At 40.6% G+C, this 24301-nt stretch carries 25 protein-coding genes and 1 tRNA gene; 20 read left to right on the top strand and 6 right to left on the bottom strand.

Annotation, left to right across the window (positions count from 1 at the left end; genetic code table 11):
* The first annotated feature begins 556 nt into the window (after positions 1–556).
* The 5 genes from J5X91_RS10740 to J5X91_RS10720 all read left to right on the top strand — a co-directional run bounded on the left by J5X91_RS10740 (position 557) and on the right by J5X91_RS10720 (position 3365).
* The gene (locus J5X91_RS10740) at positions 557–1210 is read left to right on the top strand and encodes an SPOR domain-containing protein (RefSeq protein ID WP_182684476.1); all 654 of its coding nucleotides are present in this window, start codon (positions 557–559) and stop codon (positions 1208–1210) included.
* Positions 1211–1261: 51 nt separating this feature from the next.
* Positions 1262–1855, top strand: a complete 594-nt coding sequence (locus J5X91_RS10735) for a FlgO family outer membrane protein (protein ID WP_208834833.1) — start codon at positions 1262–1264, stop codon at positions 1853–1855.
* Positions 1856–1868: 13 nt separating this feature from the next.
* Positions 1869–2561: a FlgO family outer membrane protein gene (locus J5X91_RS10730; RefSeq protein WP_011327450.1), complete on the top strand. Its 693-nt coding sequence runs from the start codon at positions 1869–1871 to the stop codon at positions 2559–2561.
* A gap of 11 nt (positions 2562–2572) precedes the next feature.
* Positions 2573–3232, top strand: a complete 660-nt coding sequence (locus J5X91_RS10725) for a FlgO family outer membrane protein (RefSeq protein WP_179807087.1) — start codon at positions 2573–2575, stop codon at positions 3230–3232.
* A 58-nt stretch (positions 3233–3290) separates the two neighbouring features.
* Positions 3291–3365 (top strand) — tRNA-Arg (locus J5X91_RS10720).
* Between the two features lie 455 nt (positions 3366–3820).
* On the opposite strand, the gene J5X91_RS10715 is transcribed toward J5X91_RS10720, so the two are convergent.
* Both J5X91_RS10715 and J5X91_RS10710 read right to left on the bottom strand, forming a co-directional pair.
* Positions 3821–5269: a dihydrolipoyl dehydrogenase gene (locus tag J5X91_RS10715; RefSeq protein WP_208834832.1), complete on the bottom strand. Its 1449-nt coding sequence runs from the start codon at positions 5267–5269 to the stop codon at positions 3821–3823.
* Positions 5270–5339: 70 nt separating this feature from the next.
* A complete protein-coding gene (locus tag J5X91_RS10710) occupies positions 5340–6068 on the bottom strand; it encodes a glutathione peroxidase (RefSeq protein ID WP_179807089.1) in 729 nt (242 codons plus the stop codon).
* Positions 6069–6181: 113 nt separating this feature from the next.
* Here J5X91_RS10710 and J5X91_RS10705 point away from each other — a divergent pair, with 113 nt between their 5' ends.
* Positions 6182–7084: a LysR substrate-binding domain-containing protein gene (locus tag J5X91_RS10705; protein ID WP_208834831.1), complete on the top strand. Its 903-nt coding sequence runs from the start codon at positions 6182–6184 to the stop codon at positions 7082–7084.
* On the opposite strand, the gene J5X91_RS10700 is transcribed toward J5X91_RS10705, so the two are convergent.
* A complete protein-coding gene (locus J5X91_RS10700) occupies positions 7081–8274 on the bottom strand; it encodes a flagellar assembly protein FlgT (RefSeq protein ID WP_011327455.1) in 1194 nt (397 codons plus the stop codon). The two genes, J5X91_RS10705 and J5X91_RS10700, sit on opposite strands and share 4 nt — an antisense overlap.
* A gap of 155 nt (positions 8275–8429) precedes the next feature.
* Here J5X91_RS10700 and J5X91_RS10695 point away from each other — a divergent pair, with 155 nt between their 5' ends.
* Positions 8430–8888 (top strand): LPP20 family lipoprotein, encoded by a 459-nt coding sequence (locus J5X91_RS10695; RefSeq protein ID WP_011327456.1) that lies wholly within the window; start codon positions 8430–8432, stop codon positions 8886–8888.
* A 103-nt stretch (positions 8889–8991) separates the two neighbouring features.
* Here J5X91_RS10695 and flgN read toward each other — a convergent pair whose 3' ends face one another.
* The 3 genes from flgN to flgA all read right to left on the bottom strand — a co-directional run bounded on the left by flgN (position 8992) and on the right by flgA (position 10520).
* Positions 8992–9423: a flagellar export chaperone FlgN gene (gene flgN / locus J5X91_RS10690; protein ID WP_011327457.1), complete on the bottom strand. Its 432-nt coding sequence runs from the start codon at positions 9421–9423 to the stop codon at positions 8992–8994.
* Positions 9416–9736, bottom strand: coding sequence for a flagellar biosynthesis anti-sigma factor FlgM (flgM, locus tag J5X91_RS10685; protein ID WP_179807091.1), 321 nt, complete (start codon positions 9734–9736; stop codon positions 9416–9418). Before flgM ends, flgN begins: the two co-directional genes overlap by 8 nt.
* Positions 9737–9812: 76 nt before the next feature.
* Complete coding sequence (flgA, locus tag J5X91_RS10680; RefSeq protein ID WP_011327459.1) at positions 9813–10520, bottom strand: flagellar basal body P-ring formation chaperone FlgA; 708 nt, start codon at positions 10518–10520, stop codon at positions 9813–9815.
* 138 nt (positions 10521–10658) lie between these two features.
* On the opposite strand from flgA, the gene J5X91_RS10675 reads away from it, so the two are divergent.
* The 13 genes from J5X91_RS10675 (at position 10659) to flgL (ending at position 24135) form a co-directional block, all read left to right on the top strand.
* The gene (locus J5X91_RS10675; protein ID WP_011327460.1) at positions 10659–11594 is read left to right on the top strand and encodes a chemotaxis protein CheV; all 936 of its coding nucleotides are present in this window, start codon (positions 10659–10661) and stop codon (positions 11592–11594) included.
* 20 nt (positions 11595–11614) lie between these two features.
* The gene (locus tag J5X91_RS10670; RefSeq protein ID WP_197182178.1) at positions 11615–12445 is read left to right on the top strand and encodes a protein-glutamate O-methyltransferase CheR; all 831 of its coding nucleotides are present in this window, start codon (positions 11615–11617) and stop codon (positions 12443–12445) included.
* Positions 12446–12949: 504 nt separating this feature from the next.
* Complete coding sequence (gene flgB / locus J5X91_RS10665; protein ID WP_041454356.1) at positions 12950–13357, top strand: flagellar basal body rod protein FlgB; 408 nt, start codon at positions 12950–12952, stop codon at positions 13355–13357.
* Between the two features lie 5 nt (positions 13358–13362).
* Positions 13363–13794: a flagellar basal body rod protein FlgC gene (gene flgC / locus J5X91_RS10660; protein ID WP_011327464.1), complete on the top strand. Its 432-nt coding sequence runs from the start codon at positions 13363–13365 to the stop codon at positions 13792–13794.
* 13 nt (positions 13795–13807) lie between these two features.
* Positions 13808–14485: a flagellar hook assembly protein FlgD gene (locus J5X91_RS10655; RefSeq protein ID WP_208834829.1), complete on the top strand. Its 678-nt coding sequence runs from the start codon at positions 13808–13810 to the stop codon at positions 14483–14485.
* 49 nt (positions 14486–14534) lie between these two features.
* Complete coding sequence (flgE, locus tag J5X91_RS10650; RefSeq protein ID WP_208834825.1) at positions 14535–15899, top strand: flagellar hook protein FlgE; 1365 nt, start codon at positions 14535–14537, stop codon at positions 15897–15899.
* Positions 15900–16375: 476 nt separating this feature from the next.
* Positions 16376–17119, top strand: a complete 744-nt coding sequence (locus tag J5X91_RS10645; protein WP_011327467.1) for a flagellar basal body rod protein FlgF — start codon at positions 16376–16378, stop codon at positions 17117–17119.
* A 21-nt stretch (positions 17120–17140) separates the two neighbouring features.
* Positions 17141–17929, top strand: coding sequence for a flagellar basal-body rod protein FlgG (gene flgG, locus J5X91_RS10640; protein ID WP_011327468.1), 789 nt, complete (start codon positions 17141–17143; stop codon positions 17927–17929).
* A 16-nt stretch (positions 17930–17945) separates the two neighbouring features.
* Positions 17946–18629: a flagellar basal body L-ring protein FlgH gene (gene flgH, locus J5X91_RS10635; protein ID WP_208834821.1), complete on the top strand. Its 684-nt coding sequence runs from the start codon at positions 17946–17948 to the stop codon at positions 18627–18629.
* A gap of 12 nt (positions 18630–18641) precedes the next feature.
* Positions 18642–19736, top strand: coding sequence for a flagellar basal body P-ring protein FlgI (locus J5X91_RS10630; protein WP_208834817.1), 1095 nt, complete (start codon positions 18642–18644; stop codon positions 19734–19736).
* A gap of 127 nt (positions 19737–19863) precedes the next feature.
* Positions 19864–20859 carry a flagellar assembly peptidoglycan hydrolase FlgJ gene (gene flgJ / locus J5X91_RS10625; RefSeq protein WP_179807094.1) on the top strand — a complete coding sequence of 332 codons (996 nt, stop codon included), beginning with the start codon at positions 19864–19866 and terminating at the stop codon, positions 20857–20859.
* 1 nt (position 20860) lies between these two features.
* Positions 20861–22873 (top strand): flagellar hook-associated protein FlgK, encoded by a 2013-nt coding sequence (gene flgK, locus J5X91_RS10620; protein WP_208834815.1) that lies wholly within the window; start codon positions 20861–20863, stop codon positions 22871–22873.
* Positions 22874–22875: 2 nt separating this feature from the next.
* Positions 22876–24135, top strand: coding sequence for a flagellar hook-associated protein FlgL (gene flgL, locus J5X91_RS10615; RefSeq protein ID WP_208834811.1), 1260 nt, complete (start codon positions 22876–22878; stop codon positions 24133–24135).
* The last annotated feature ends 166 nt before the right edge of the window (positions 24136–24301 follow it).

Raw genomic sequence — 24301 nt, 5'->3', positions numbered from 1 at the left:
TGCAAGCCTAGCCCTTGAGTTATTATTCAAAAATCAGCTGCCTGATATATTCATTTCAGATGAGGCTGAATAGTTACACAATATTTAATTTAAATACTCGGTTAGATAAATCCCCAGCATTATTTTCTATACAAGTCGGTGCTTTTAAAAATGAGCCCGCACTTCATAGCGCATTAGCGCAATTAAAGTTAAAAGCCCCAAACATAATACATACTAAAACAGTCGTTAATATCGAGCCTGTAGTAGCTAACAAAGTTACTTTGTATCGATTAAAGCTAGGCTCTTATAAAAATAAAGCTGCAGCACAAAGCGATTGTAAAACCTTAATACAGCAGCAAGTAGCTTGTTTTGTGGGCAATTACACCCAAAAAATTTAGCGAAGTATGTTTTAGGTATTTAAAGCTGATTAGTTATAACGTTGAAACTCAATTTACCTGTGTGCTAACACATACCTATAAGTCGAGCTAAAATTAATACAGCAGTTAAAACCCAGCAATGCAGTTTGTAAGTTCAATGCTAATTTAATAGCCAAGTAAAAATTTAAAAGGCAAATAATATGATAAAACAACAGCTAATGAGATTGTTAAGTATTAGCCTAATTGTACTTTGTGGATGCAGTAGTAAAGTTAAAGAGGCTCAACACAATGTTACTACCACAAATAAGGTTAGTAATGAGGTTACTATTTCGGCAGAAGAATTAGCGCAATTAAGAGCATCATCTCAACAATGGCAACAAGCCAAAGCAGGCGTTAGACGTTTGCTTGTTATTGAACACGATTTAAAGTTACTTATTAGCCAATTAAATGAAGTAGCGCAACGAGAGTCGACAACACAAAGTAATCTAAAGCAAGAGGGGAGCAACCTAAATCAAGACACTACAGCGTCAGAAGAGGCTGTTAATGTGCAAGCCAAAGCAACCGTACAACCTAAAGTAATACAGCCATTGTTTGCCCTGCAGGTCGCATCGGTTACCGATTGGATACGATTAACCCAAAGTTATAATGAAGTGAAATCTAAGGCTACAAAACTATTAGCAAGCCCATTTATTGCCAACGTAGAAACCGCAAAGGTTAAAGGGGTTACTTTTTATCGCTTAAAAATTGGCGCTTATAAACTTCAAAAAAATGCAACGGCAGATTGCGATATACTAAAGCAGCATCAAGTGGGTTGTATTGTTAGTAATTACACAGAACAACCATTAAAATTATAAATAGGCATAGTAATTGCTTTGTTATTGTCATGTTTTTTGAGGATGGCAACTATGCGCCTTTTATTACCGTTATTATTAGTAAACTTAGCAGCATGTAGCTTAACACCACAGCCTGAGCCAAGTGTGAGCACGCCTGCGCGTATAGCAACCATGGCACCTTATACGGTTAACGACTACGTAAATAACTTAACTTATCAGCTTAGTCACTTTAAAGGGCCTTTAAGCGGTAACTCTCGCATTGGGGTAAGCAGCTTTTATTACGCAAACGCGCTAGATTCAAAGCTTCCCAGCGGCCAAGCTGAAGGTTTAAGCCAGCAAATTCAAGAAAGCCTGCTAACACAATTCACTCAATTGGGATATAACACCGTTGAGTACCGTTTAAGTAATAATATAAATTTAGCATCTAACGCCGAAAGCGCGCTTAGCAGAGATATAACTAAACTGCGCGAACGTCAGAATATTGACTTAATTATTACCGGCACAGTTACGCGCCAGCAACATGCTTACATTGTTAATGCCCGATTGGTTAATATTAATAATAAACACGTTTTATCAGCTGGCAGTACCGAAATCCCGATTAATGTAATGTGGGGCAGTGAAAAAGTTCAGCAACGCGATAATAATTTATATCGCAGCGAATACTAATTAGGAGCACAAAATGAAAAAGCTATTACTTACATTATGTTTGCCATTGGGCTTTGGGTGCTCACAAATGCTAACAGGCATGAACTCAGACACCACACAAAAAAATCAAAACAACTCAGTACAATTGGCTAATGGCGAGCGTGCAGTGGCAGCCCCAATGACCGACAATCAGGTATATCAGTCGGGGTTAGGGCAACATACTAATTATTCAAAATCGAGCACGCCATCACGTAAAAACATTAATCATTATGTGCGTGGCATAATGCAAAGCATGGTAGAAAACCTACAATATGTGAACGAAAAAACACCACTGGCCGTTTCAAGTTTTGTGTTTTTAGATGATGATTACAACGACGCAAGTTTGTTAGGAAATCAAATTGCCGAAAGTTTCATGCATGAACTACACAGCTTTGGCATACCTGTTATCGACTTTAAAACTACCGATTATATGCGCGTAACTCCAAGCGGCGATTTTGTATTTAGCCGCGACTACCTTGAGCTAAACCAAGATCAAAACTTTAACTATGTTTTAGCCGGTACTTTAGTAAGCCATCAAGGTGGTGTGCTTGTAAATGCACGTATTATTGGCTTAGCTAGTAAAGCCGTAGTAGGAACAGCGCAAGGCTTTATTCCTCAGTCAGTGGTTGATGCACTTAATAGTAGCTACAGAACCGATGGCATTATGCTTAAACAAGCCAGTAAATGAGTGAGGCAATAATGGGTTACAAATTAAATAGCGTTACCGCATTATTTATCCTGCTAGGATTAGCAGGGTGCTCTACTGCGGGTAATAATAAGCAGGTTAAAACTAATAATGCAGACACTCATTTTGATGTGAATGCTCGTTATGAGCATGCACAAGGGCTACAAACGCAGAGCGAATACGACTCGTCGCGACAATTTACGCCGTTAAAACATCATAAAACCCTGGTTAATTATGTAGAGCAAATGGCGCTTGATTTAGTCGACACCCTAGAGTCTAGCAGTGAGCTTGATGAGAGCATAAATATAGCGGTAACAAGCATAGTTGATTTAGATGCCACCTTAAATAACAGCAACCAGCTGGGTAACCAAATATCAGAAACACTCATTCATCAACTACAAAAGTTTGGTTATGGGGTGGTTGATTTTAAAACGAGTGATGCAATAAACGTTAATCGTCGTGGCGACTTTGTTTTTTCACGAGACATAAAAAACCTTAGCAAAAAGCATATGGCAAGCCATGTACTCGGTGGTACGTTAATATACCGCGCTAATGGCGTTACAGTGAATACCCGAGTTATAAACGTAAATAATAAACAAGTCGTTGCTAGTAGCCGAAAATTTATACCAATATACGTTTTAAACAAAGAAGATATCTACTTATCAAGTAATTAAACTCAGTTTGCACTTGATCCAAAAAAGACAATGCCGTTATAATTTTAGCCTCAGTTTAGGCCTCTTAGTTAAATGGATATAACGGCCCCCTCCTAAGGGGCAGTTGCAAGTTCGATTCTTGCAGGGGCTACCAGTAAAATCAATGAGTTATGGGGTTGGTGCTTTGAAGTTCAAACTTCATCTAGCACATATGTAGCTGTGCTAACTCAGGCATTCATTTTCAAAAAAAGATTATTAATACTTCTGTATTTTAAACATCTAATTCAATTTATCACTTCAGTCGAATAAATATTACAGCACTAAGTTAAAGCTAGGTCGTGATATAAAAAACTTTATTCAGGTTTTGTCGCGCTGGCGAGTCGTGTTAAACGTAACATGGGTGGTTAATTTTTACGTAGGTTGGCTTGAGCAAAGCGAAACCCAACGAAAAAGTATGTTATCAATTAATATCGCTGTTTTGCATTATCGATTGGCTGTCACTCGCTTTAAGTTGAGCATAAAAAAGCGAGTAAATAAATTTACTCGCTGATTATTTTTATTTGACCTTGTAAGCCCTAAGCCCTAAGCCCTAAGCCCTAAGCCCTAAGCCTATGCCCCTGGGCCACATTCCATACATGAATTTACAATATCTGGGCCAAATTTAAGTTTGGCGTTTAAGTCGCGCAGCGCTGTGCGTAGCCCTTCTTCGATCACTGGGTGGTAATAAGGCATTTCTAACATTTGTGGTACGGTCATTTTGTTTTGTACCGCCCATGCTAGTAGGTGAGCTAAATGCTCGGCTTGTGGGCCGATAAACTCTGCCCCTAAAAATAACCCTGTGCCTTGCTCGGCGTAAACACGCATGTGCCCTTTGTTTTTAAGCATGACGCGGCTGCGGCCTTGGTTTTCAAAGCTTACTTCGCCTATTTCAAAACAGTCGCAGCTGCCTAAGCGAGTGGTGATCTCTTTATAACTTTCGCCAACCATGGCTATTTGCGGGTCGCTAAATACGGCGGCAATTTTTGCTCTGCGTAATCCTGGCTGTACATCGGGGAAGCGTCCAGCATTTTGGCCAGCTATTAGGCCTTGATCGGATGCTTCGTGTAATAGTGGCAGCATATTACTGGCGTCGCCTGCGATAAATATATTTGAATCGCCACATTGCATTGTTTTAGCATTAGCAACAGGTACGCCGCGCTCATCAAGTTCAATACCGGTGTTTTCTAAGCCGAGTTTATCTGTGTTTGGTACGCGCCCCGTTGCGGCAAGTACGTAGTCAAATTGCTCGGTGTGTTTAGCACCTTGTTTGTCGGTGTAAGTAAGCTGCGCTTTGTTGTTTACTTGCATCATGTCGGATACGTTTGAGTCGGTATCAACAAAAAATTCTTCGGCAAATACGGTGTTTGCGTAGTCTTTTACTACTGGGTCGGTAAGGGGGCCAATTGCACCACCAACACCAAATAATTTTACTTTAACGCCTAAACGGTGCAGTGCTTGGCCAATTTCAAGGCCTATAACACCTGGGCCAAATACGGCTACCGATTCTGGAAGGTCGTCCCAGTCAAATACGTCGTCGTTTATAATTAATTTGTCGCCAAAATTATTAAGTACGCCAGGGTATGAAGGGCGTGAGCCGGTTGCTATAACAAAGCGTTTAGCAGTAATTATGGTGTGATCATCTATTTGTATGCGGTTTGCGTCTAAAAATTTAGCATAGCCACGAATTTTGTCATCGCTTGGAAGCTCATCTACAGCTTCTACTACAAATCCGGCAAAGCGGTCGCGTTCGCTTTTAACGCGTGCCATCACTTCTTTACCATTAATACGTGGTGCAGAGCTATGTACACCAAATGCAGGTGCCATTGTGATTGAGTGCGCAGCTTCAGCAGCTGCAATTAATAATTTACTCGGCATGCAACCAACTCGTGCGCAGGTAGTGCCGTAAGGGCCTGATTCGATCATAAGTACGTTATTTGTAAATTGTTTAGCATTACGATAAGCACTTAAACCCGCAGTACCCGCACCAATAACAACAACGTCGGTTTGCAATTCTTTCATTATTTTTTCCTTATAAAATAGGGGCAACCAGTGCCCCTATTTATATTTACTAATTGAGCAAAATTATTAATTAAGCAAAGTATTTTTCTAAATCGTCTGAGCCACCAATGTGCTTACCGCCAATAAATACTTGTGGAACGGTTTCACGGCCAGATACTGCTTTAAGGCTTGTTAGTGATGCGCCTGAGCCCATAACAATTTCTTCAAATGCAAAGCCTTTTTCTGTAAGAAGCGCTTTAGCTTTTGAACAGAACGGACAACCAGGTTTAGTAAATACAGTTACTGGCTCTGGTTTAGCTTGCTTAGGGTTGATGTAATCAAGCATTGTATCTGCGTCAGATACTTCAAACGGGTCGCCTGGTAAATCTGGTTCGATGAACATTTTGTCGATCACGCCATCTTTTACAAGCATAGAGTATCTCCAGCTGCGCTTACCAAAACCTAGGTCGTTTTTATCTACTAACATGCCCATGCCGTCAGTAAATTCGCCGTTACCGTCTGGTAGTAAAGTAATGTTTTGCGCTTCTTGATGCTCAGCCCATGCGTTCATTACAAAGGTGTCGTTTACCGATAAACATACAATTTCGTCAACGCCGTTTTGCTTAAGTACGCCAGCCAGTTCGTTGTAACGTGGTAAATGAGTAGACGAACACGTTGGTGTAAATGCACCCGGTAGTGAAAATACAACAACCGTTTTACCTTTAAAAATGTCGTCTGTTGTTACTGATTTCCATTCATCGTTTTGACGAGTTGCAAATGTAACGCTTGGGATTTTTTTGCCTTCAATATTGTTTAACATAATTTTTGTTCCTCTTGATTTGTTGATAGCCATTATGGCGGTGATTTAAATATAGTTCCAATCGTTTGTTTGTATTAAACTGATAGGTATAAACTATCAGTCTGGTAATGAATATGAACTTAAAAGATTTAGAGTATGTAAAAGCCATAGCGCACTTTAAGCACTTTCGTAAAGCGGCCGATGCGTGCGTTGTAAGCCAGCCTACCTTAAGTGGCCAAGTAAAAAAACTTGAACAGGAGCTAGGTGTTACTTTATTTGACCGCTCTACTAAGCAGGTAACATTAACCGCTAAAGGCGAGCGTTTATTAACACAAATTAATGTTATTTTAGAACAAACACAAATACTTAAAGAGCTTGCTGCTACGTCAAACGAGCCGCTACAGGGTAAGTTAACTATTGGTATTATTCCAACCATTGCGCCTTATTTACTGCCGGTATTACTCACTTCAATGAAAGAGGCGTTTATTAATAGTCGCTTTTCGTTTATTGAAATGCAAACCGCTACAATTTTAGAAGCGCTAGATAACGGTGAGCTCGACTTTGCAATTTTGGCTGATGTACCCGAGCTCAAAAAGTACCATAGCGTTAATTTATACAAAGAAGATTTTTTAGTTGCTGTATCACACGATAATTCATTAGCTCAGCAAAAAAAAGTAGCGCTGCGCGAATTACAAGGATGCAGCCTATTAATGTTAAGTGATGGCCATTGCTTTAAAGATCAAGCCCAACAGTTTTGTTTTTCGGCAGGAGTTAATGTGTCGAGCCAGTATCAGGGTAATAGTTTAGAAACATTACTGGCGCTGGTGGCTATGGATGACGGGGTTACATTTGTGCCTAAATTGGCTTGTACTGAGCGCGTAGGGGTTAATTATTTAGCTATTTATCCTAATCAGCAGCGCAATATAGTATTTGCATGTAGAAAGCATTACCCGCATTTATCGGGGGTTGAACAATTGGGTGAATGGTTGTCGGCTCACCCTAATTTAAAGGCTAAATTAACTAAATCGTTGAATTAAAGGTTTTGGCTAACTATTTCGACTATATCGTTAATTTGCACGCCCGGAAGTGGTGCATTATTAATGCTTACCGCAATGGCACTTTGTTGATATAACTGCTCAACACGAATGCTATTAAGGGTAATTACTTTATGCGGCATAGTATTGCCTAAAGCGTCTGTTAGGTAATTGTGGTGTGCTATGCTAAGTAGTTGACCTTTTTTAAGACCATGTGCTTTACCTAAGTTAATCACTATGTTGCCCTGATCAAGGTGCATAATTTTTCCTTGAGTAGGCAAGCAGGCCATAGCTGATTGTAAATCGTAACTTAGCGTTTGGTTTATATCGTTTATGCTTTGCCCATAGGGTGATTGCCAAAACATACTACTGTTAACATCAACAATAGCGGTTTTTTCAAATGGCCAAATAGCTTGGTTTTTATAGCTATTTTGCCAAAGCTGTTCATAAGTAGTGCCATCAAAAAGGGTAAACTCTATTTGGTAACTACGTTGATAGCTTTCGTCTTGCCAAAAGGCATAGTCGCTATTGAGCTTATCGCTAGTTGATAGGTTGGTTATTTGGCTTAATAAAACGTACTGCGCGTTACTACGCGAGGAAATATCTTCTAGTTGCGCATTAGAGTAGTCGTGTTGCTGCGAAAAATACTTATCGACCTTTATTGCGTTGTTGTAATAAGCAATAGGTACAGCGCTCATTTTTGACTTTTGCAATGCGGTATAAATATTTTTGCTAACCGCTTTATCTATGTCAAATATTTGACCCATGCGGGCTTGCTCACGATGATTAAGCTGGCTTTGGGTAACGGCCACAAACTTTTTAAAACTACTTTGTGGGCATTGCTCTGTTTGCGCAAAAATATCTAAGCGTAGTGTAATAGCTAGCTGATTATTATGACGTTCTTCGCTCACAAGTTCTATTTTTTGAATTTCGCCATGGCTGCTTATTTTAAGCTGATCTTGCATTAGCACGCCGTCTACTAAGGTTTGCACCGAGCTTACCCGCGCACCAGAGAACACTAACGCTTGTGTAATGGCATCTTTAATTGCTGCAGATTTAGCTGCGCCTACATCGCTACTTTTAACTTGTGCATGGCCGGTCGATTCATACCACTGCGCTGCAGTAAAAGGCGAAAACGTTAATAAAGCAGTTGCGCTTAATCCTGCAAATACCGATGATAAAAACGAATTCATACATTTACTCCAGTTAAATTTTAGCTATTAGCATAAGTTATACAGCAAGGAGCGTACCAATATTATTTGTGAGTAAATACCACTTAAGTGTCAATGGCATTAAACCTGCATAAGTATCGTATAATTATTTAATTTGTTTTTTAGGGCTAGGTACTATGCGAGTAATGCCATTACTTATCACGTTAGGATGCATAACCTTAAGCGGTTGTAGCAATATGTTTGATAAGCACGTTGAATACAAATATGTAGAGCCAAACAACTACCCGGTATTAAAAGCCGTGGGTTATGCACCTATTAGCCTGCAGTCGGGTGTTAATAAGTCGCAAAAGCAGTTAATGGCTATTAAAGCTTCTAAGCTAGAAGCGTATCGAGAGCTTGCAGAGCAAGTGTATGGGCAACAAATTACCGCAGGTACTACTGTTGCAGGTTCAATAGCACAAGACGATTACCTACAAAGCAAAGTGCAGGGCATTATTAAAGGCGCACAAGTTATAAAAGCCTACGCGGTAGACGACACCTATATAACTGAGCTTGAACTAAATATGAAACGCGTGCACGACCTGTACATAGGCGAAATTAAACCCCGAGAAGTTAAAAAAGTAACTTATTACTAGCCCCCTAAAAACGTTAGTAACTCTAAAAACAAAAAAGCCTTAGCTGATCAACAGTTAAGGCTTTTTTATTATGTAGGACGTTATTTTTAATTAAGTTTTTAAATTAAGCTTTTAAATTACGTACCAAGTTATTATCGGTGTTTATTACACTACCGGCTTGGTCGTAGGTCATAGAAGAGGGGGCACCAATTAAAATATCTTTTAATTGTTTAACGCTTAATTGTGCTTGATGCGCTGCGTGGGCATTTACTTCATTTTGCTTTTGGCATTGCTCAAGCTTGCTGCGTATTAGTTTAATTAAATCGGTGATCTCGGTTGTTTGCTCATCGTTATTGGCAATCAACTTGTTGAGCTCTTTATCGAGGTTGCTTAGCGTGGTTAAAAAAGACATTTTTTGTTGGGCAATTTCTTTTAAACCTTCACCACGGCGCGAGGCAATAGATGTTAGCTCGTCATTTAATAAAATATTAAGTGATTCTAAGCAATTGTGTTGCTCATTTAGTTTAATGGTAATTAAACTATTGTGATCAGCCATAAACGTTAAACTCAAATTCAGCTAGGTTTTTTGCAAGTTTTTCGCTGTCTATTTGGTATTTACCCTCAGTGATTGCTTTTTTAAGCTCTGCCACTTTATCGGTATCAAAACCAGGAGACTGCTGCGCTTTATCTTGCAGAGTTTTTAGCTGTTTAGCTTGCGGGGTTAAGCTTACAGAGTCGCTGGCAGCTTTAGGCGCCGAAGACTGTGCAGCTTGCGTATTTGCATTATCTCTTTGTATATCAACTTTTTGCTGCTTAGTGTTAGTTAACACATTTGCTTGTTGATTACTTTTATTAACTTGACCTACCATAATATTAAACCTGTATATTACCCAACTAATGCCAAGTTATCGGCATATACATAAGATACTTTAGTATAAATTTAAATTATATATTAACTTGTACAGACTCTACACCATCTACGCGTGCATTTAAAACTTTACCGGTTTTTTTGTTTTTTACTTTAACTTGCTCGCCAAGGCTACCATCCTCAAGTGCAATACCGGTTGTTTTAACTTTTAAGCCCTTAATATTAGCATTAATATTTACAGCATCGCCTTTGCACACCATGCATATTTGGCTAAGTAAAAGTGGCATTCCGCTGCGTATATTTCGTTTACTTCGGCTGCCTATTAATAATGCTGGGTTATCTAAATATTGTACTCTGATAAAGTGAGTTGAGCGCATTTCAATACTTAAATGCGCCGCAGTTATTACTTCGCCGCGAGCTAAATTTACATTAGCAACTACAACAGGAGCCGTTTCGGTTACTCTTACGTGTACATACTGGGCCCAGTTGTTAGTGTCGTTACATTTTATTTGTAATGTTACTTGGCGATTAAAAGGCGGATCGCTGGGGAGTAATAACTCAGGCTCTGATTCGCAACTGCGATCGGGAGTGCGGGGGTCGAGCGGTAACGCACTAAGCTGTATTTTATTTTCATCAAGGTTGTTAATTTGCGCAGCAACATGAGTTATAGCCATTTGTTGTAATATGTCTTTGCTAAATACTTTTGCCTCTAAAGGCAAAGTTAAACAGAGGCTAGTAAGAACATAAAAAACACTGTATCTTCTGATTTTTTTTAACAAACTCATAATGTTTCGGCTATGCTTATAGGTTAAAACAGGGTATAAATATTTAGCGTCAAAAAGTAGACGCTCCCGTTGTATTATGTGACTTTATAGATTCAAAGCAATTATCGTTCCGTATAGTTTGTTTTTTAGGAGATTTGAATGGCAGGTATTTTAGACTCAGTAAACCAACGAACCCAGTTGGTGGGGCAAAACCGCTTAGAGCTACTACTATTTAAACTCAGAGGGCGTCAGCGTTTTGGGATTAATGTGTTTAAAGTGAGAGAAGTACTGCAATGTCCTCCTCTTACCAATATGCCAAAATCAAATGCTTACATTCGTGGTGTTGCCCATATTCGCGGCCAAACTATTTCGGTTATCGACCTTTCTATGGCTGTGGGTGGGCGTCCAATTGAAAATATTAAAGACAGTTTTATAATTATTGCTGAATATAATCGTACCGTTCAAGGCTTTTTAGTTGGCGGTGTAGAGCGTATTGTAAATATGAACTGGGAAAAAATAATGCCGCCACCGCCAGGTGCAGGCCGGTATTCTTACTTAACTGCTGTAACTGAAATAGAAAACGAATTAGTTGAAATTTTAGATGTAGAAAAAATATTAAACGAAATTTGCCCAGTTAATACCGAAGTAAGTGCCGATGTTGCGGCTACACAAGGTGACATTAAAAAAGATTTAGGCGAGCGAATTGTTTTTATTGCCGATGACTCAGCAGTAGCACGAAACCAAGTTAAGCGAGCATTAGAGCCACTTGGCGTTCAAACTGAGCTTGCCAAAAATGGTAAAGAAGCACTTAAGCGATTAAAAGAAATAGCCGAACATGACTGCGTAAACGATATTACAGAACGTGTAGGGTTACTTATTTCGGATGTAGAAATGCCTGAAATGGATGGCTATACATTAACCGCCGAAATAAAAGCCGATCCTAAATTGGCACCATTACATGTTATTTTACATACCTCGTTAAGTGGCGTGTTTAATCAGGCCATGGTTGAAAAAGTAGGTGCAGATGACTTTATTGCAAAATTTAATCCCGACGAACTCGCAACAGCAGTAAGAAAATGGGTTCATTGTGATTAATAAATATAGGTGTTATTGATTTGAATAGTAAAGATTTACAGCAAAGTGAATACGATCAATTTCGCTTATTTTTAGAACAACAGTGCGGTATTGTATTAGGCGAAAACAAACAATACTTGGTTAAAAGCCGTTTAGCGCCGTTAATGAAGCGATTTAATGTTGAGTCTTTGTCACAGCTAGTAAATAAAACGTTGGGTTTGCATGAGCGCCAATTACGCGCTGCAGTGGTTGATGCAATGACCACCAATGAAACCCTATGGTTTAGAGATCAATATCCGTTTGAGTTATTAAAAACTAAACTGTTTCCAGAGTTTAAAGGGCTTAACAGACCATTAAAAATATGGTCTGCGGCAAGCTCTTCTGGTCAAGAACCATATTCAATTGCTATGTCGGTTGCTGAGTTTCAGACAAGTTCTCCTGGGGTTTTACGCATGGGAGCGCAAATAGTGGCTACCGATATATCAAATACTATGCTGGATATGTGTAAACACGCCGAGTATGACGCGTTAGCACTAGCAAGAGGGCTCTCGGTCGAACGCCGCAAAAAGTTTTTTAAAGACAGCGGCAATGGTATGGCTCAGGTTATTGATCCAATAAAAAAGCAGGTTAACTTTAGACACCTTAATTTACTCGACTCATACGCGCTTTTAGGCAAGTTTGATATTATATTTTGCCGCAATGTGTTGATTTACTTTGCACCAGAAGTAAAAGCAAAAATTATTGCTAAATTTTCTCAAGCACTTAATCCTAAAGGTTATTTACTTTTAGGTGCGTCGGAATCGATGAGTGGTTTAAGTAACGATTTTGATATGGTTAGATGTAACCCTGGTATTATTTATCAAAAGAAATAACTGCAAGTGTGGTGAAGTGCGAGCAACTTGCACATTTTAAGCATTATTTAAACGACGCATCTAGCGTCGTTTTTCGTTTTAGTGATCAGCAAGTAATTAGCCAAGCTTTGCGTATTACCAAGCACTCTGTATAAGTTATAGCTTCGCACCTCCCCTTATTTAAAGCGCATTGTGCCAATATATTTAAGCAAATATATCCACAAAAAGGCTATGAAGTGCTGCGCTTTAGAGAAGAAAAAATAGATAAATTATCTGTTTAAATCACTGCTCATTTACTCCCATTCGCATCCATTGTGCAAATGTGCTTTAGAGTTTTTAACTGCTGGCATTTTTTATAATAACTGTATTGGCTCATATCAATTTACTTATTGCCTTAAAATCTCCCTAAAACCCGCACTTTAAATAGCTATGTTTAATCAGTTTAGTAAATAACTTTAAACAAAAATTAGTTAAATGGCTTATTTCTTGCTTTGTTCAAGCTAAGTCAATTTTTTGGAGATGGTTATGGCTATCAGTTTTGATAAAGCGCTTGGTGTGCACCCGCACGCTATGTTGATCCGTTCGCAAAGAGCCGAAATGCTCGCTACCAATATCGCTAATGCTGATACGCCGGGCTATAAAGCAAAAGATATAGACTTTGCCTCTGCACTAAAAACGGCAAAGTCACACCAACAAGGCGGCAATAGTATGGTTAGAACCAACAGTAAACACATTGCCGGTGGTAGTAAAGAAGTTGGTGGTTCAGAAATGTTTCGTAATGCAAATCAACCAGATACAGGTGATGGCAACTCAGTTGATATACAGGTGGAACGAAACTTGTATGCACAGAATGCTATGGAGTATCAGGCCAGCTTGCAATTTTTAAGCGGCAGATTTAAAGGTCTGAAAAAAGCACTCGGTAGCCAAGGATAATAATTATGAGTTTATATAATGTTTTTGATATTGCTGGTTCTGGTATGAGCGCACAAAATGTGCGTTTAAACACTACCGCAAGTAATATTTCTAATGCGAATACTATTAGTTCTTCTCAGGATAAAACTTACCGAGCGCGACAACCTGTATTTGCTGCTGAGCTTACTAAAGCTTCAGCATCAGCAAGTAATCCACAGGGCTCCGCTGTTGGCGTTAAAGTATTAGGCATTGTTGAGAGCAACAAACCATTACAAATCGAATATAACCCAAACCATCCAAGTGCGGATGAAAATGGCTATATCTATAAACCCAACGTTAATGTTGTTGAGGAGATGGCAAACATGATTTCTGCCTCTCGTTCGTATCAAACAAATGTGCAAGTTGCCGATGCAGCAAAGCAAATGTTAAGTAAAACACTGCTGCTAGGCCAGCGGTAACAGAGGGTAGGTTATGAGTAACGATATTAGTACATCTTCATCCTATTTAGACTCTTTACGGTGGCAAGAAAAACAAGCAGCCAGTAAAGACAAGAGTGATGCGTTAACCCAAGAAGATTTTTTCTCATTACTAACGCAGCAACTGTCGTTTCAAGATCCGAGTAAACCGGCTGATAACGATCAGATGATTGCGCAAATGACTAGCTTTACTATGGCTGAGGGAATTTCAAATTTAAACTCTAACTTTGAAGCTTTAGCTGCATCAATGACATCGAATTCAGCACTGCAAGCATCTACATTAGTAGGCAAGCAGGCGCTTTTAGAGTCTGACACATTAGATTTAAATGCAGCAGGTGATGCACGAGGCTCAGTTGTTGCCGAAAAGCCAGTTGAAAGCTTAAAGCTTAGAATTGAAGATGAGTCTGGGCAGTTAGTTAGAACTATAGATTTAGGCTCGCAACCAGCAGGTGCAGTGCGTTTTGCATGGGATGGTAAAAATGAAGCAGGTGAGCGCCTACCCCCTGGTGAATATAAAATTAAAGCCGAAGGGAGTACTAATGGTGAGTTTTCGAGCCTGCCAATTGCTACCTTTAAAAATATTGAGAGTGTGAATATTAATGGTGCAAATGGCATCATTATTAACACTAAAGAAGGTGCGGTTAGGCTGACTGATGTTGCAGAAATCGCGTAAAAGATTCATTAGCCAGCGGGCTAAAAATTAAATAGTTTAGAGGTCAATTATGAGCTTCAATATTGCATTATCCGGCCTTGCTGCCGCACAAAAAGATTTAAACGTTACGGCAAATAATATAGCCAACGTAAATACTACGGGTTTTAAAGAGTCGCGCGCAGAATTTGCTGACGTGTATGCATCGTCGGTATTTAGTTCGGGTAAAACAAAAAATGGTGATGGCGTGCAAACGACTATGGTTGCACAACAATTTCATCAAGGATCATTACAGTTTACCAATAACTCGTTAGATTTAGCGATTACCGGTGAAGGTTACTTTGCAACCAGCCAAGACCTAGGCGCGCAAGATTTTACTTACACACGTGCCGGCGCATTTAAGTTAAACAAAGACAACTTTGTGGTAGATGCAAATGGCAGCTTTTTACAAGGCTTTCCGGTTGACCCTTCAACAGGCGATACTACATCAGTGAGTTTAAGCACTTCATCGGCTTTACAAATACCTGACTCGTCAGGATCGCCGCGTGCTACTTCAAGCGTGTATAGCTCATTTAATTTAGATTCACGATCAATTGCACCTACAATTGCGTTTAACCCTACCGAAAGTGCAACTTATAATTCATCAACCTCTACAACCGTGTATGACTCACTCGGTGAGCCACATGTATTGCAGCTGTTTTTTGTAAAAAGCGACCCTGCAGTACTTGGTAATGAAAATCAATGGAGCGTACATTCAACACTTGATGGTAAATCCTTTGGTGCCAATGGGGTTGAACAAACAGTAGCTCCGTACACTCCTATGACTACTTTTAAGTTTGACTCAAGTGGCTTACCGCAAAGTACAGATGGCACGCCAAACGTAAGTAATACTTTTAATCCATTGTCTATTGCAGCTGGTGGCGGTGGTACAGCGGGGCTTTCTGATTTATTAACCAATGGCGCTACCTTCCCAGCGCCTGTTGAAATTAACTGGCGTGATGAAACTGGTACAGCTAATAAAATACCTACTCAATACGCAAGTCGCTTTGAAGTAAAAGCACTTGAGCAAGATGGTGCAACGGTTGGCCGTTTAGCGGGTATTGATATTGGTGCCGATGGTAAAGTTGTGGCTTCGTACAGTAATGGCGACTCTACATTTTTAGGCCAAGTGGCTATGGTACGTTTTTCAAACTCACAAGGTTTACAACAAGTGGGCAGCACAGGTTGGAAAGCGAGTATAGCGTCAGGCGAGCCTATTGCTGGTGAACCAGGCTCTGGCACATTAGGTAATATCAACTCATCAGCGCTTGAGCAGTCAAACGTAAACTTAACTAACGAACTAGTTGATTTGATTAGCGCACAGCGTAATTTCCAAGCAAACTCGCGAGCGCTGGAAGTTAACTCAACAATTCAGCAAAGTATTCTGCAAATTAGATAAAGCACAATTTATTAATTTGAATATTCAAGGCTGCTTAATTGCAGCCTTTTTTATTTTAGGCGATTGGCTTGCCATCGTGACACTAAGTGCAAAAAAGCATATTTACAAAGAGGTTAAGAGACGCTGTCGCTTTAGATAAAGTACAAACAAATTTACTGTTCTTTTCTCATTTACCCTCATTTACTTCTCTTTGTACGAAAGGGCTGTTGTCAGATTTAGCTAAAAATTAGCTAAGCACAATGTTTGGTTTAGGTGTAGGCAACGGGCTTGCCACCGTGGCACTAAGTGCAAAAAAGCATATTTACAAAGAGGTTAAGAGACGCTGTCGCTTTAGAAAAAACAAACAAATTCCCCCTTCTTTTTATTGTTTTTTCATGCGTATTTACGCCCCTTCAAAATAACAGTTTTAGTATTAAATTTAATCTGGCGCATATATTGCATTTGTTCTTACAGAGATTTTTAAGTGAGTCGATGTTATGGATAAAATGGTCTACATTGCCGCGTCTGGCGCTAAGCAAAGCTTAATGGGGCTTGCCCTTAAAGCCAATAATTTGGCGAACGCAAACACTACAGGTTTTAAAGCCGACTTTGCCCAAGCTCGATCTATGCAAGCGTTTGGTGAAGGTTTGCCATCGCGGGTGTTTTCTATGGAAGAGCGCCCAGGTTCAAACATGACATCGGGCGGCATACAGCAAACCGGTCGCGAGCTCGACATTGCCATGAGCGATAACGCCTGGCTGAGTGTACAAGACGCCTCCGGCAACGAAGCTTATACAAAAGTAGGTACGCTTAATATTACCGCCGAAGGCATGTTAGTTACCAGCGGTGGTCGTCAAGTAATTGGCGAAGGCGGCCCTATTATTTTGCCAGTCCCGATTGAAAAAATAGAATTTAGTAAAGACGGTGCCATACAAGTACGCCCACAAGGCGCGCCGGCTAACTTTTTAGAAGAGGTTGATCGTTTAAAAGTGGTTGAGGCAAATAACTCAACACTTGAAAAAGGTAACGATGGTTTATTTAGACCAAAACCAAATCAAACGGTTGAAACCTCAGCTAACGTACAAGTGATAAGCGGCGCATTAGAAATGTCGAACGTTAATCCGGTACACGAAATGGTCGATATGATCAGCCATCAACGCCAATTTGAATTACAAGTAAAGCTAATGAAAACAGCAGAAGAAATAGATCAATCGCAAGATCAGCTGTTGCGCATAGTTTAACTTTAAAATGAGGACACGATTATGAATCCAGCATTGTGGATCAGTAAAACAGGGCTTGACGCCCAACAAACCGACATTTCGGTTATTTCAAATAACTTAGCCAACGCCAGTACGGTTGGTTATAAAAAAAGCCGCGCCGTTTTTGAAGATTTACTTTACCAAAACATTAATCAACCAGGCGGTCGCTCATCACAAGATACCGAAATGCCATCAGGTTTAATGCTAGGTGCTGGTGCCAAAGTGGTAGCTAACCAAAAAAACTTTTCGCAAGGTAATATGCTAACTACTGAAAACTCACTAGATTGGATGATTTCTGGTTCAGGCTTTTTTGAAGTACTACAGCCAGATGGCAATATTGCTTATTCGCGCAACGGGCAATTTACTACCGATGGCGACGGGCGAGTTGTAACCTCGGGTGCCGGTTATGTAGTTCAGCCTGAAATGAACGTACCCGACGACGCGCAATCAATAACTGTATCGCAAGACGGTGAAGTGTCTGTACGTGTTGCAGGGCAGGCCGATAACGTGGTTATTGGGCAAATTACCATTAGTGACTTTATTAATCCGTCGGGCCTTGAGCCTATAGGGCAAAACCTTTACACCGAAACTGCGGTAAGTGGCGCGCCGGTGCAGGGTAACCCTGGAGTTGATGGGCTAGGCACTATTATTCAAGGTTCACTAGAAACGTCAAACGTAAACGTAACCGAAGAGTTGGTAAACCTAATAGAAACCCAGCGTGTTTACGAAATGAACTCAAAAGTAATTTCGGCAGTTGATGAAATGATGAGCTACATCAATCAGCAATTATAATATTTTAGAGGTTATTATGCGCAATATTATATTATTTGCAGCGGGTACTTTATTGTTAAGTGGCTGTGTGTCTACACAAAATAGTGATGTAGTACAAGACGACCCTTACTATGCGCCCATGTACCCAGAACCCAATGTTGAACCGGCAGTTGCTAATGGCTCACTGTTTAATACGTATTTATCGAACGACTTATACGCCGATAAAAAAGCACTGCGTACTGGCGATATAATTACAGTTAAATTGCAAGAATCTACGCAAGCCTCTAAAGCGGCAAAAACAGAAACTGATAAGCAGTCAGACGCAAAACTCGACCCCGTTATTGGTTTAGGCGGATTGCCGGTAAATATTGGCGGCGACAGCATTCAATTTGGTATTGGCAGCGACACGTCATTTAAAGGCGACTCAAAATCAAATCAGTCAAATAGTTTAGCCGGCGATATATCGGTAAACGTAATGCGTGTTTTACCTAATGGTAATTTAGTTATTCGCGGCGAAAAATGGCTAACGTTAAACTCAGGCGAAGAATTTATTCGTTTAGAGGGATTAGTAAGGCCAGAAGATGTAACTGCAGACAATACCGTACAGTCAAATAGAATTGCTAATGCACGAATTCAATATTCGGGCAAAGGGCAAACTCAAGAAGCGCAAAGTGCCGGTTGGCTAACACGCTTTTTTAGTAGCTCACTTTTTCCTTTTTAGAGGACATTCATTATGAATGTATTTAAAGTTTTTTGTTTAATGGTGTTACTTGGCTGGCAACGTCCTGCCATGGCCGAGCGCATTAAAGATGTGTCTATGGTTGAGGGCGTACGCTCAAACCAATTAGTAGGCTATGGCCTAGTTGTTGGCTTACCTGGTACGGGCGAGCAAAGCCGATTTACCGAGCAAAGCTTTAAAGGCATGTTAAACAGCTTTGGCATTACGTTACCAGCAAGCTTAAAACCAAAAATTAAAAACGTGGCTGCGGTTGCAGTGCATGCAGAGCTACCGCCTTTTAGAAAGCCCGGGCAAACTATAGATATTACCGTATCATCTATTGGTAGTGCAGGTAGTTTACGCGGTGGTACTTTACTACAAACCTTTTTAAAAGGGGTCGACGGCAACGTATACGCTATTGGCCAAGGTAGTTTAATTGTAGGTGGTTTAGGCGCAGAAGGGCTTGATGGCAGTAAAGTCGTTATAAACACGCCAACAGTGGGGCGTATTCCAAATGGCGCAACCGTTGAGCGCGCAGTTAAAAGCCCATTTATGCAAAACGACTATATTACTTTTAACTTAAATCGCCCAGACTTTACTACCGCCAAGCGATTAGAAAAAACCATAAACGATTTAGTAGGCCCAAATAGTGCCCAAGCACTCGATGCAGCGTCTATTAGAGTGATTGCCCCAAGAGACGCCTCGCAGCGCGTGTCTTATTTATCAACGCTCGAAAACCTAGAGTTTACCCCAGCAGATACAGCGGCAAAAATTATCGTTAACTCGCGTACCGGTACTATTGTTATTGGTAAAAACGTAAAGCTACAACCTGCGGCTATTACCCATGGTGGCTTAACAGTAACTATTGCGGAGCAACAAAACGTATCGCAACCTAATGCTTTTAGCGATGGCGATACCGTTGTTACTCAGCAAAGTATTATAGATATAAAACAAGACGACTCACGGGCATTTGTATTTAACCCTGGAGTGAGCCTAGATGACCTAGTACGCGCTATAAACGAAGTAGGCGCCGCACCTGGCGATTTAATGGCAATACTAGAAGCCCTAAAAGAAGCCGGCGCAATAAACGGCCAGCTAGTTGTAATTTAAAACAATGTAATGCTATCGGTGGTCAGTTTTAAAAGCTGACAACCGATGGCATATAGCTCCACACTTTCCCCTCTGGCTCAATTTTTGCATTGCTTTATACATTATTCATTATTGTGTCAAAAAGCTGATGGAAACAAATCACCTCGATAAGCAAAACTTTTTTGATTTAGGTAACTTAAACGCTTTGCGTAAAGATGCCCTAAACAGTGGCGACGCGTCTAGTGATGCCTCAAAAGCGGCTCTCAAAAAAGCAGCGGCACAATTTGAAGCTATATTTACGCAAATGTTGCTTAAAAGCATGCGCAAAGCCAGCGAAGCCTTCGAAGACAAAGAAAGCCCATTAAATTCAAGTAGCGTAAAGTTTTTTGAAGAAATGCACGATCAGCAACTTTCATCAGAGCTCTCGTCTAATGGTTCATTAGGGCTTGCCGACTTAATAGTGCAGCAACTTTCTCCTACGGCAAAAAATTACACTCCAGCGTCAGTACTCAGAACCAGTAACGATCTTTTAAGCGATCAGCGTGCTGGCATAGAGTTGCCGCAGCAACAGCGTAAAAAAGCCGTAACTGAGCCTGTAGATAAAAGCGCTATGAACACCGAAAAGCCAGAAGTAGCTAAGCCAAACTTTGAAACGGCCGAAGAGTTTGTAAGTTCGGTATGGGAGCATGCTAAAACAGCGGCTAAAAAAATTGGTTTAAACCCTGCCGTTATGGTGGCTCAAGCAGCGCTTGAAACCGGTTGGGGTAAGCATATTATTAATAAAAGCGACGGTAACAGCTCAAATAACTTATTTAACATTAAGTCAGATAAAAGCTGGCAGGGTGAAAAAGCTAACAAAGTAACCTTAGAGTTTGAACAAGGTGCTGCAGTTAAAAAACAAGCCAGTTTTAGAGCTTACGACTCAATAAAAGACAGCGTAAACGACTTTGTTGATTTTTTAACTCAAAACCCACGCTATCAACAAGCATTACAAAATACCGGCAAACCGGCAGCGTTTTTAGACTCATTACAACAAGCCGGTTATGCAACAGACCCAAATTATGCGGATAAAATAAAGCGCGTACTTAACAGTAGCGAGCTAAAAAATATTGCAACAAACGTGATCCGCCAAGGAGTAAAGTAACATGTCGTTTAATTTATTAAACATTGCTAATTCAGGAATAAGAGCAAACACTGATCTGTTGCAAACAACCAGTAAAAATATTGCCAATGTAAATACCGATGGCTATGTGCGCGAGCGTACAGAGCATGGCACCATGATCGACAATCAAGTTGGCAAAGGTAATACCTACAGGTTACTTAATGAATTTGCACAAAAACAATTAAACAGAGACACCTCAAATAAAACGTTTTTTGATCAGTTTGTAAGTGAAGCAAATCGGGTAGATACGTTATTTTCGCAAGAAGCGAATAGCTTATCGACCGGTATTAATTCGCTATTTAATAAAGTGCAAGAAGCGCTTAATCAGCCATCGTCAACGGTTGCACGTTCGTTAGTAATGACTAACGCCGACAGCTTAATAAGCCAAATGGATAGGTTGTCGGGAATAGTGCTGGATCAAAAAAATGTTGTAAATGAACAGCTCGAAATATTCTCCGATGAAGCCAACACCTTAATTCAAAAAATAGGATCGTTAAACCAACAAATAGCAGGTGTTAATGGTACTAACAACGCATCTGCTGCAAGCGGCACATATAACGAGCGCGACAAAGCGATTCGCGATTTATCAGAGTTAATCGACATTGAAACGCTTGACGGCCCCAATGGTGAAAAACTTGTTTTTATGGGTAGCGGTGAAGCGGTTGTAATGCAAAACGGCTCGTTTAACTTGTTTTCGATGCGCGGCGACCCCGATCCAAATTTTAAAGAACTGCGCTTAGATGTAAATGGCGGCAAAGCTGTGCCGCTTGAAGTTGATGCCAGTAAATTAAAAGGCAAAATAGGTGGTTTACTTGCCTTCAGAGACGATATTTTAGTACCTGCGCAAAATCAAATAGGCCAAATGGGTTTAGCGTTAGCTGATGCATTTAATCAGCAAAATCACTTGGGAATGGATGCTAACGGTAAATTGGGTGGCGATATATTCAATATACCTACGGCAAAAGGCTTTGCCTATCAAGCTAATACCGGTGGTGCTGGGGTTAGTGCAACAGTAGAGCCCGGCAAAGGCAGTAATTTACCTGCCAGTGATTTTATTGTGACTTATACCGCAAACCCAAACGAAGTGAGTATTCAGCCAGTAGATAATAAAGGCGAGCCACTAGGCGCTGCTACAACAGCAACATTTGTCGGCGGCGAAATTAACTCGGCAAATAACCCTGGTGTTGATTTATTTGGCTTGCAGTTAACTATGGCTGGTGCTGGTAATGAAGGCGATAAATTTCAAATTAAGCTCAATTCAGAAGCCGCAGCAAATATATCGCTAACAACTGGGCGCGGTGAAGACCTAGCGTTAGCATCGCCAATACGCACCGCCGATGGGGTTAATAATACCGGTAGCGGCGCTATTTCTGCTGGCAGTGTGAGTAGTGTTACCGCTGGTGGCTTTACAACTACCACTCCTCCTGCACTCGCTAATGGAGATATAACCATTGTTAAAGCCGCGGGTACAAATGATTACTTAATTAGCGATGGAAACGGCGCTAATGTGCCAATTACTATTGCACCACCAGGTAAAAATGTTTTGGCTGGCCTTGGTGCTCCATACAATAATTATGGCTTTGACTTTGACATTGAAGGCTCGCCAGCCACAGGCGATAGCTTTACATTAGAGTTTAACAAAGGCGGCTTTGACGATAACCGCAATGGCTTAAAGTTAGCCGAGTTACAAAACGGTGACTTGGTGCGCCAAAATGTTGTTTCAAGCTCAGATGCCGATAACCATAAAACGTTTAACCAAGCGTATGCCGGATTAGTAACCGACATTGGCGTGGTAACAGGCCAAGCTAAAACAAACGGCGCAGCATTCGACGCACTCGCACAGCAGTCAGAGGCATGGTACGAGTCGTTATCTGGGGTAAACCTTGACGAAGAAGCAGCTAATTTGCTGCGCTTTCAACAATCTTACGCGGCTTCAGCTCAGGTGCTTTCTGCTGCACGTTCTATTTTTGACACTTTACTTAGTGCCACGAGGTAATTATGCGTTTATCAAATAACTTAATGTATCAAAATAACATTAATAAAATACTACAAAATCAAAATGGCGTAGCAAACGCACAAGAGCGAGTAAATACCGGGCAAAAGTATTTATCTACCTCAGAAGCGCCTGCCGATATATCGCAAGCTATGCTGTATACCAATAAAATACAAAGTAATGAACAGTATACAAAAAACATTAACCAGCTCAATGGCCGACTCAAAACCGAAGAAAGCGTACTGCAAGGTATTAACGAAAGTATTCAAGCAGCTAAAGATATTGCCTTAAAAGCAGGTAATGGCGCATACAGTAAAGACGACTTAAAGTCGTTAGCATCGGAGCTAACCGAAATACAAAAAACGTTAGCTAATTTAATGAACACCCGTTCAGAAGACGGTAAATACATATTTTCAGGCTACCAAGACAGCACGCAACCGTATCAGTTTGATGCCGCTAGCGGAAAATACAATTACCAAGGCGATCAAGGCCAGCATAAAATTACTATTGCCGAAGGTGTGTCGATTAAATCTAGCGACAACGGCTACGACACCTTTGAAAAAACTAATGCACGCCTTGATGTAACATTTAACACGGGCGATGCAACAAGTACACTTACGGGTTCTGTTTATGTAGAGAAACAAGGTGTGTTCGATCAGTTTCATAAAGAGCAATATAACGCTGATCCAGACCCTTTAGTGTCAGTCACAGCAAATACTTTTAATGTAGTGGTTACTGCCGGTGCTAACCCAGGCGATCTGGATCAGTATGAAATTTTACGAGATGGAGTAGCGCAAACACCACCTGTTAGCGGGAATGTAACCGACGAGCCAATAGAGTTTGCGGGCATGAAAATTCAGCTCACTGGCGCAGCACCTGGGCAGCAGCTCGATTTTAGCCTAGAAAAACCCCACAAAGAAAACGTACTTAATACGCTACAAGGCTTAATTACAGGCTTAAATAATGGCACGCTTGCGGGGGATGATTTTCAGCAAGTACTTAACGATGGCGTAACGCAGTTACAAAACGCCAGCGAGCAAGTAGTGTTTACCCAAGCTAGTTTAGGCGGGCGTATGAATGTGCTAGAAAGAGTAACCGACTCTAACTCTGCGTTAGATATTCAAAACCAAAGTAATCGTTCAAGCCTGCTTGAAGTAGATATGGCCGCTGCAATTAGCGAACTCACTCAGCAAGAAACCGCACTCCAAGCGTCGCAAGCTACTTTCGGCCGCTTAGCCAAACTCTCGTTATTTGATTATATTTAAAGGTTAAGAGCAGGTTTTAGGTGTCAGGTATCAGGTTTTAGGCAAAAATTAACCAAGCACGGTGAAAATTTAAATATAATTTTATAGGCGCGGTTTTATACCGCGCTTTTGGGTTTTCGACTATTTGAAATTTACTGTTCTTTGTGCAAATGGGTTTAGTAAATTT

Source organism: Pseudoalteromonas sp. K222D (assembly GCF_017653575.1).
GTDB classification, from domain to species: domain Bacteria; phylum Pseudomonadota; class Gammaproteobacteria; order Enterobacterales; family Alteromonadaceae; genus Pseudoalteromonas; species Pseudoalteromonas nigrifaciens.
Note: the sequence above shows the minus strand (reverse complement) of the source record. Positions and strands in the feature narration are given on the sequence as shown.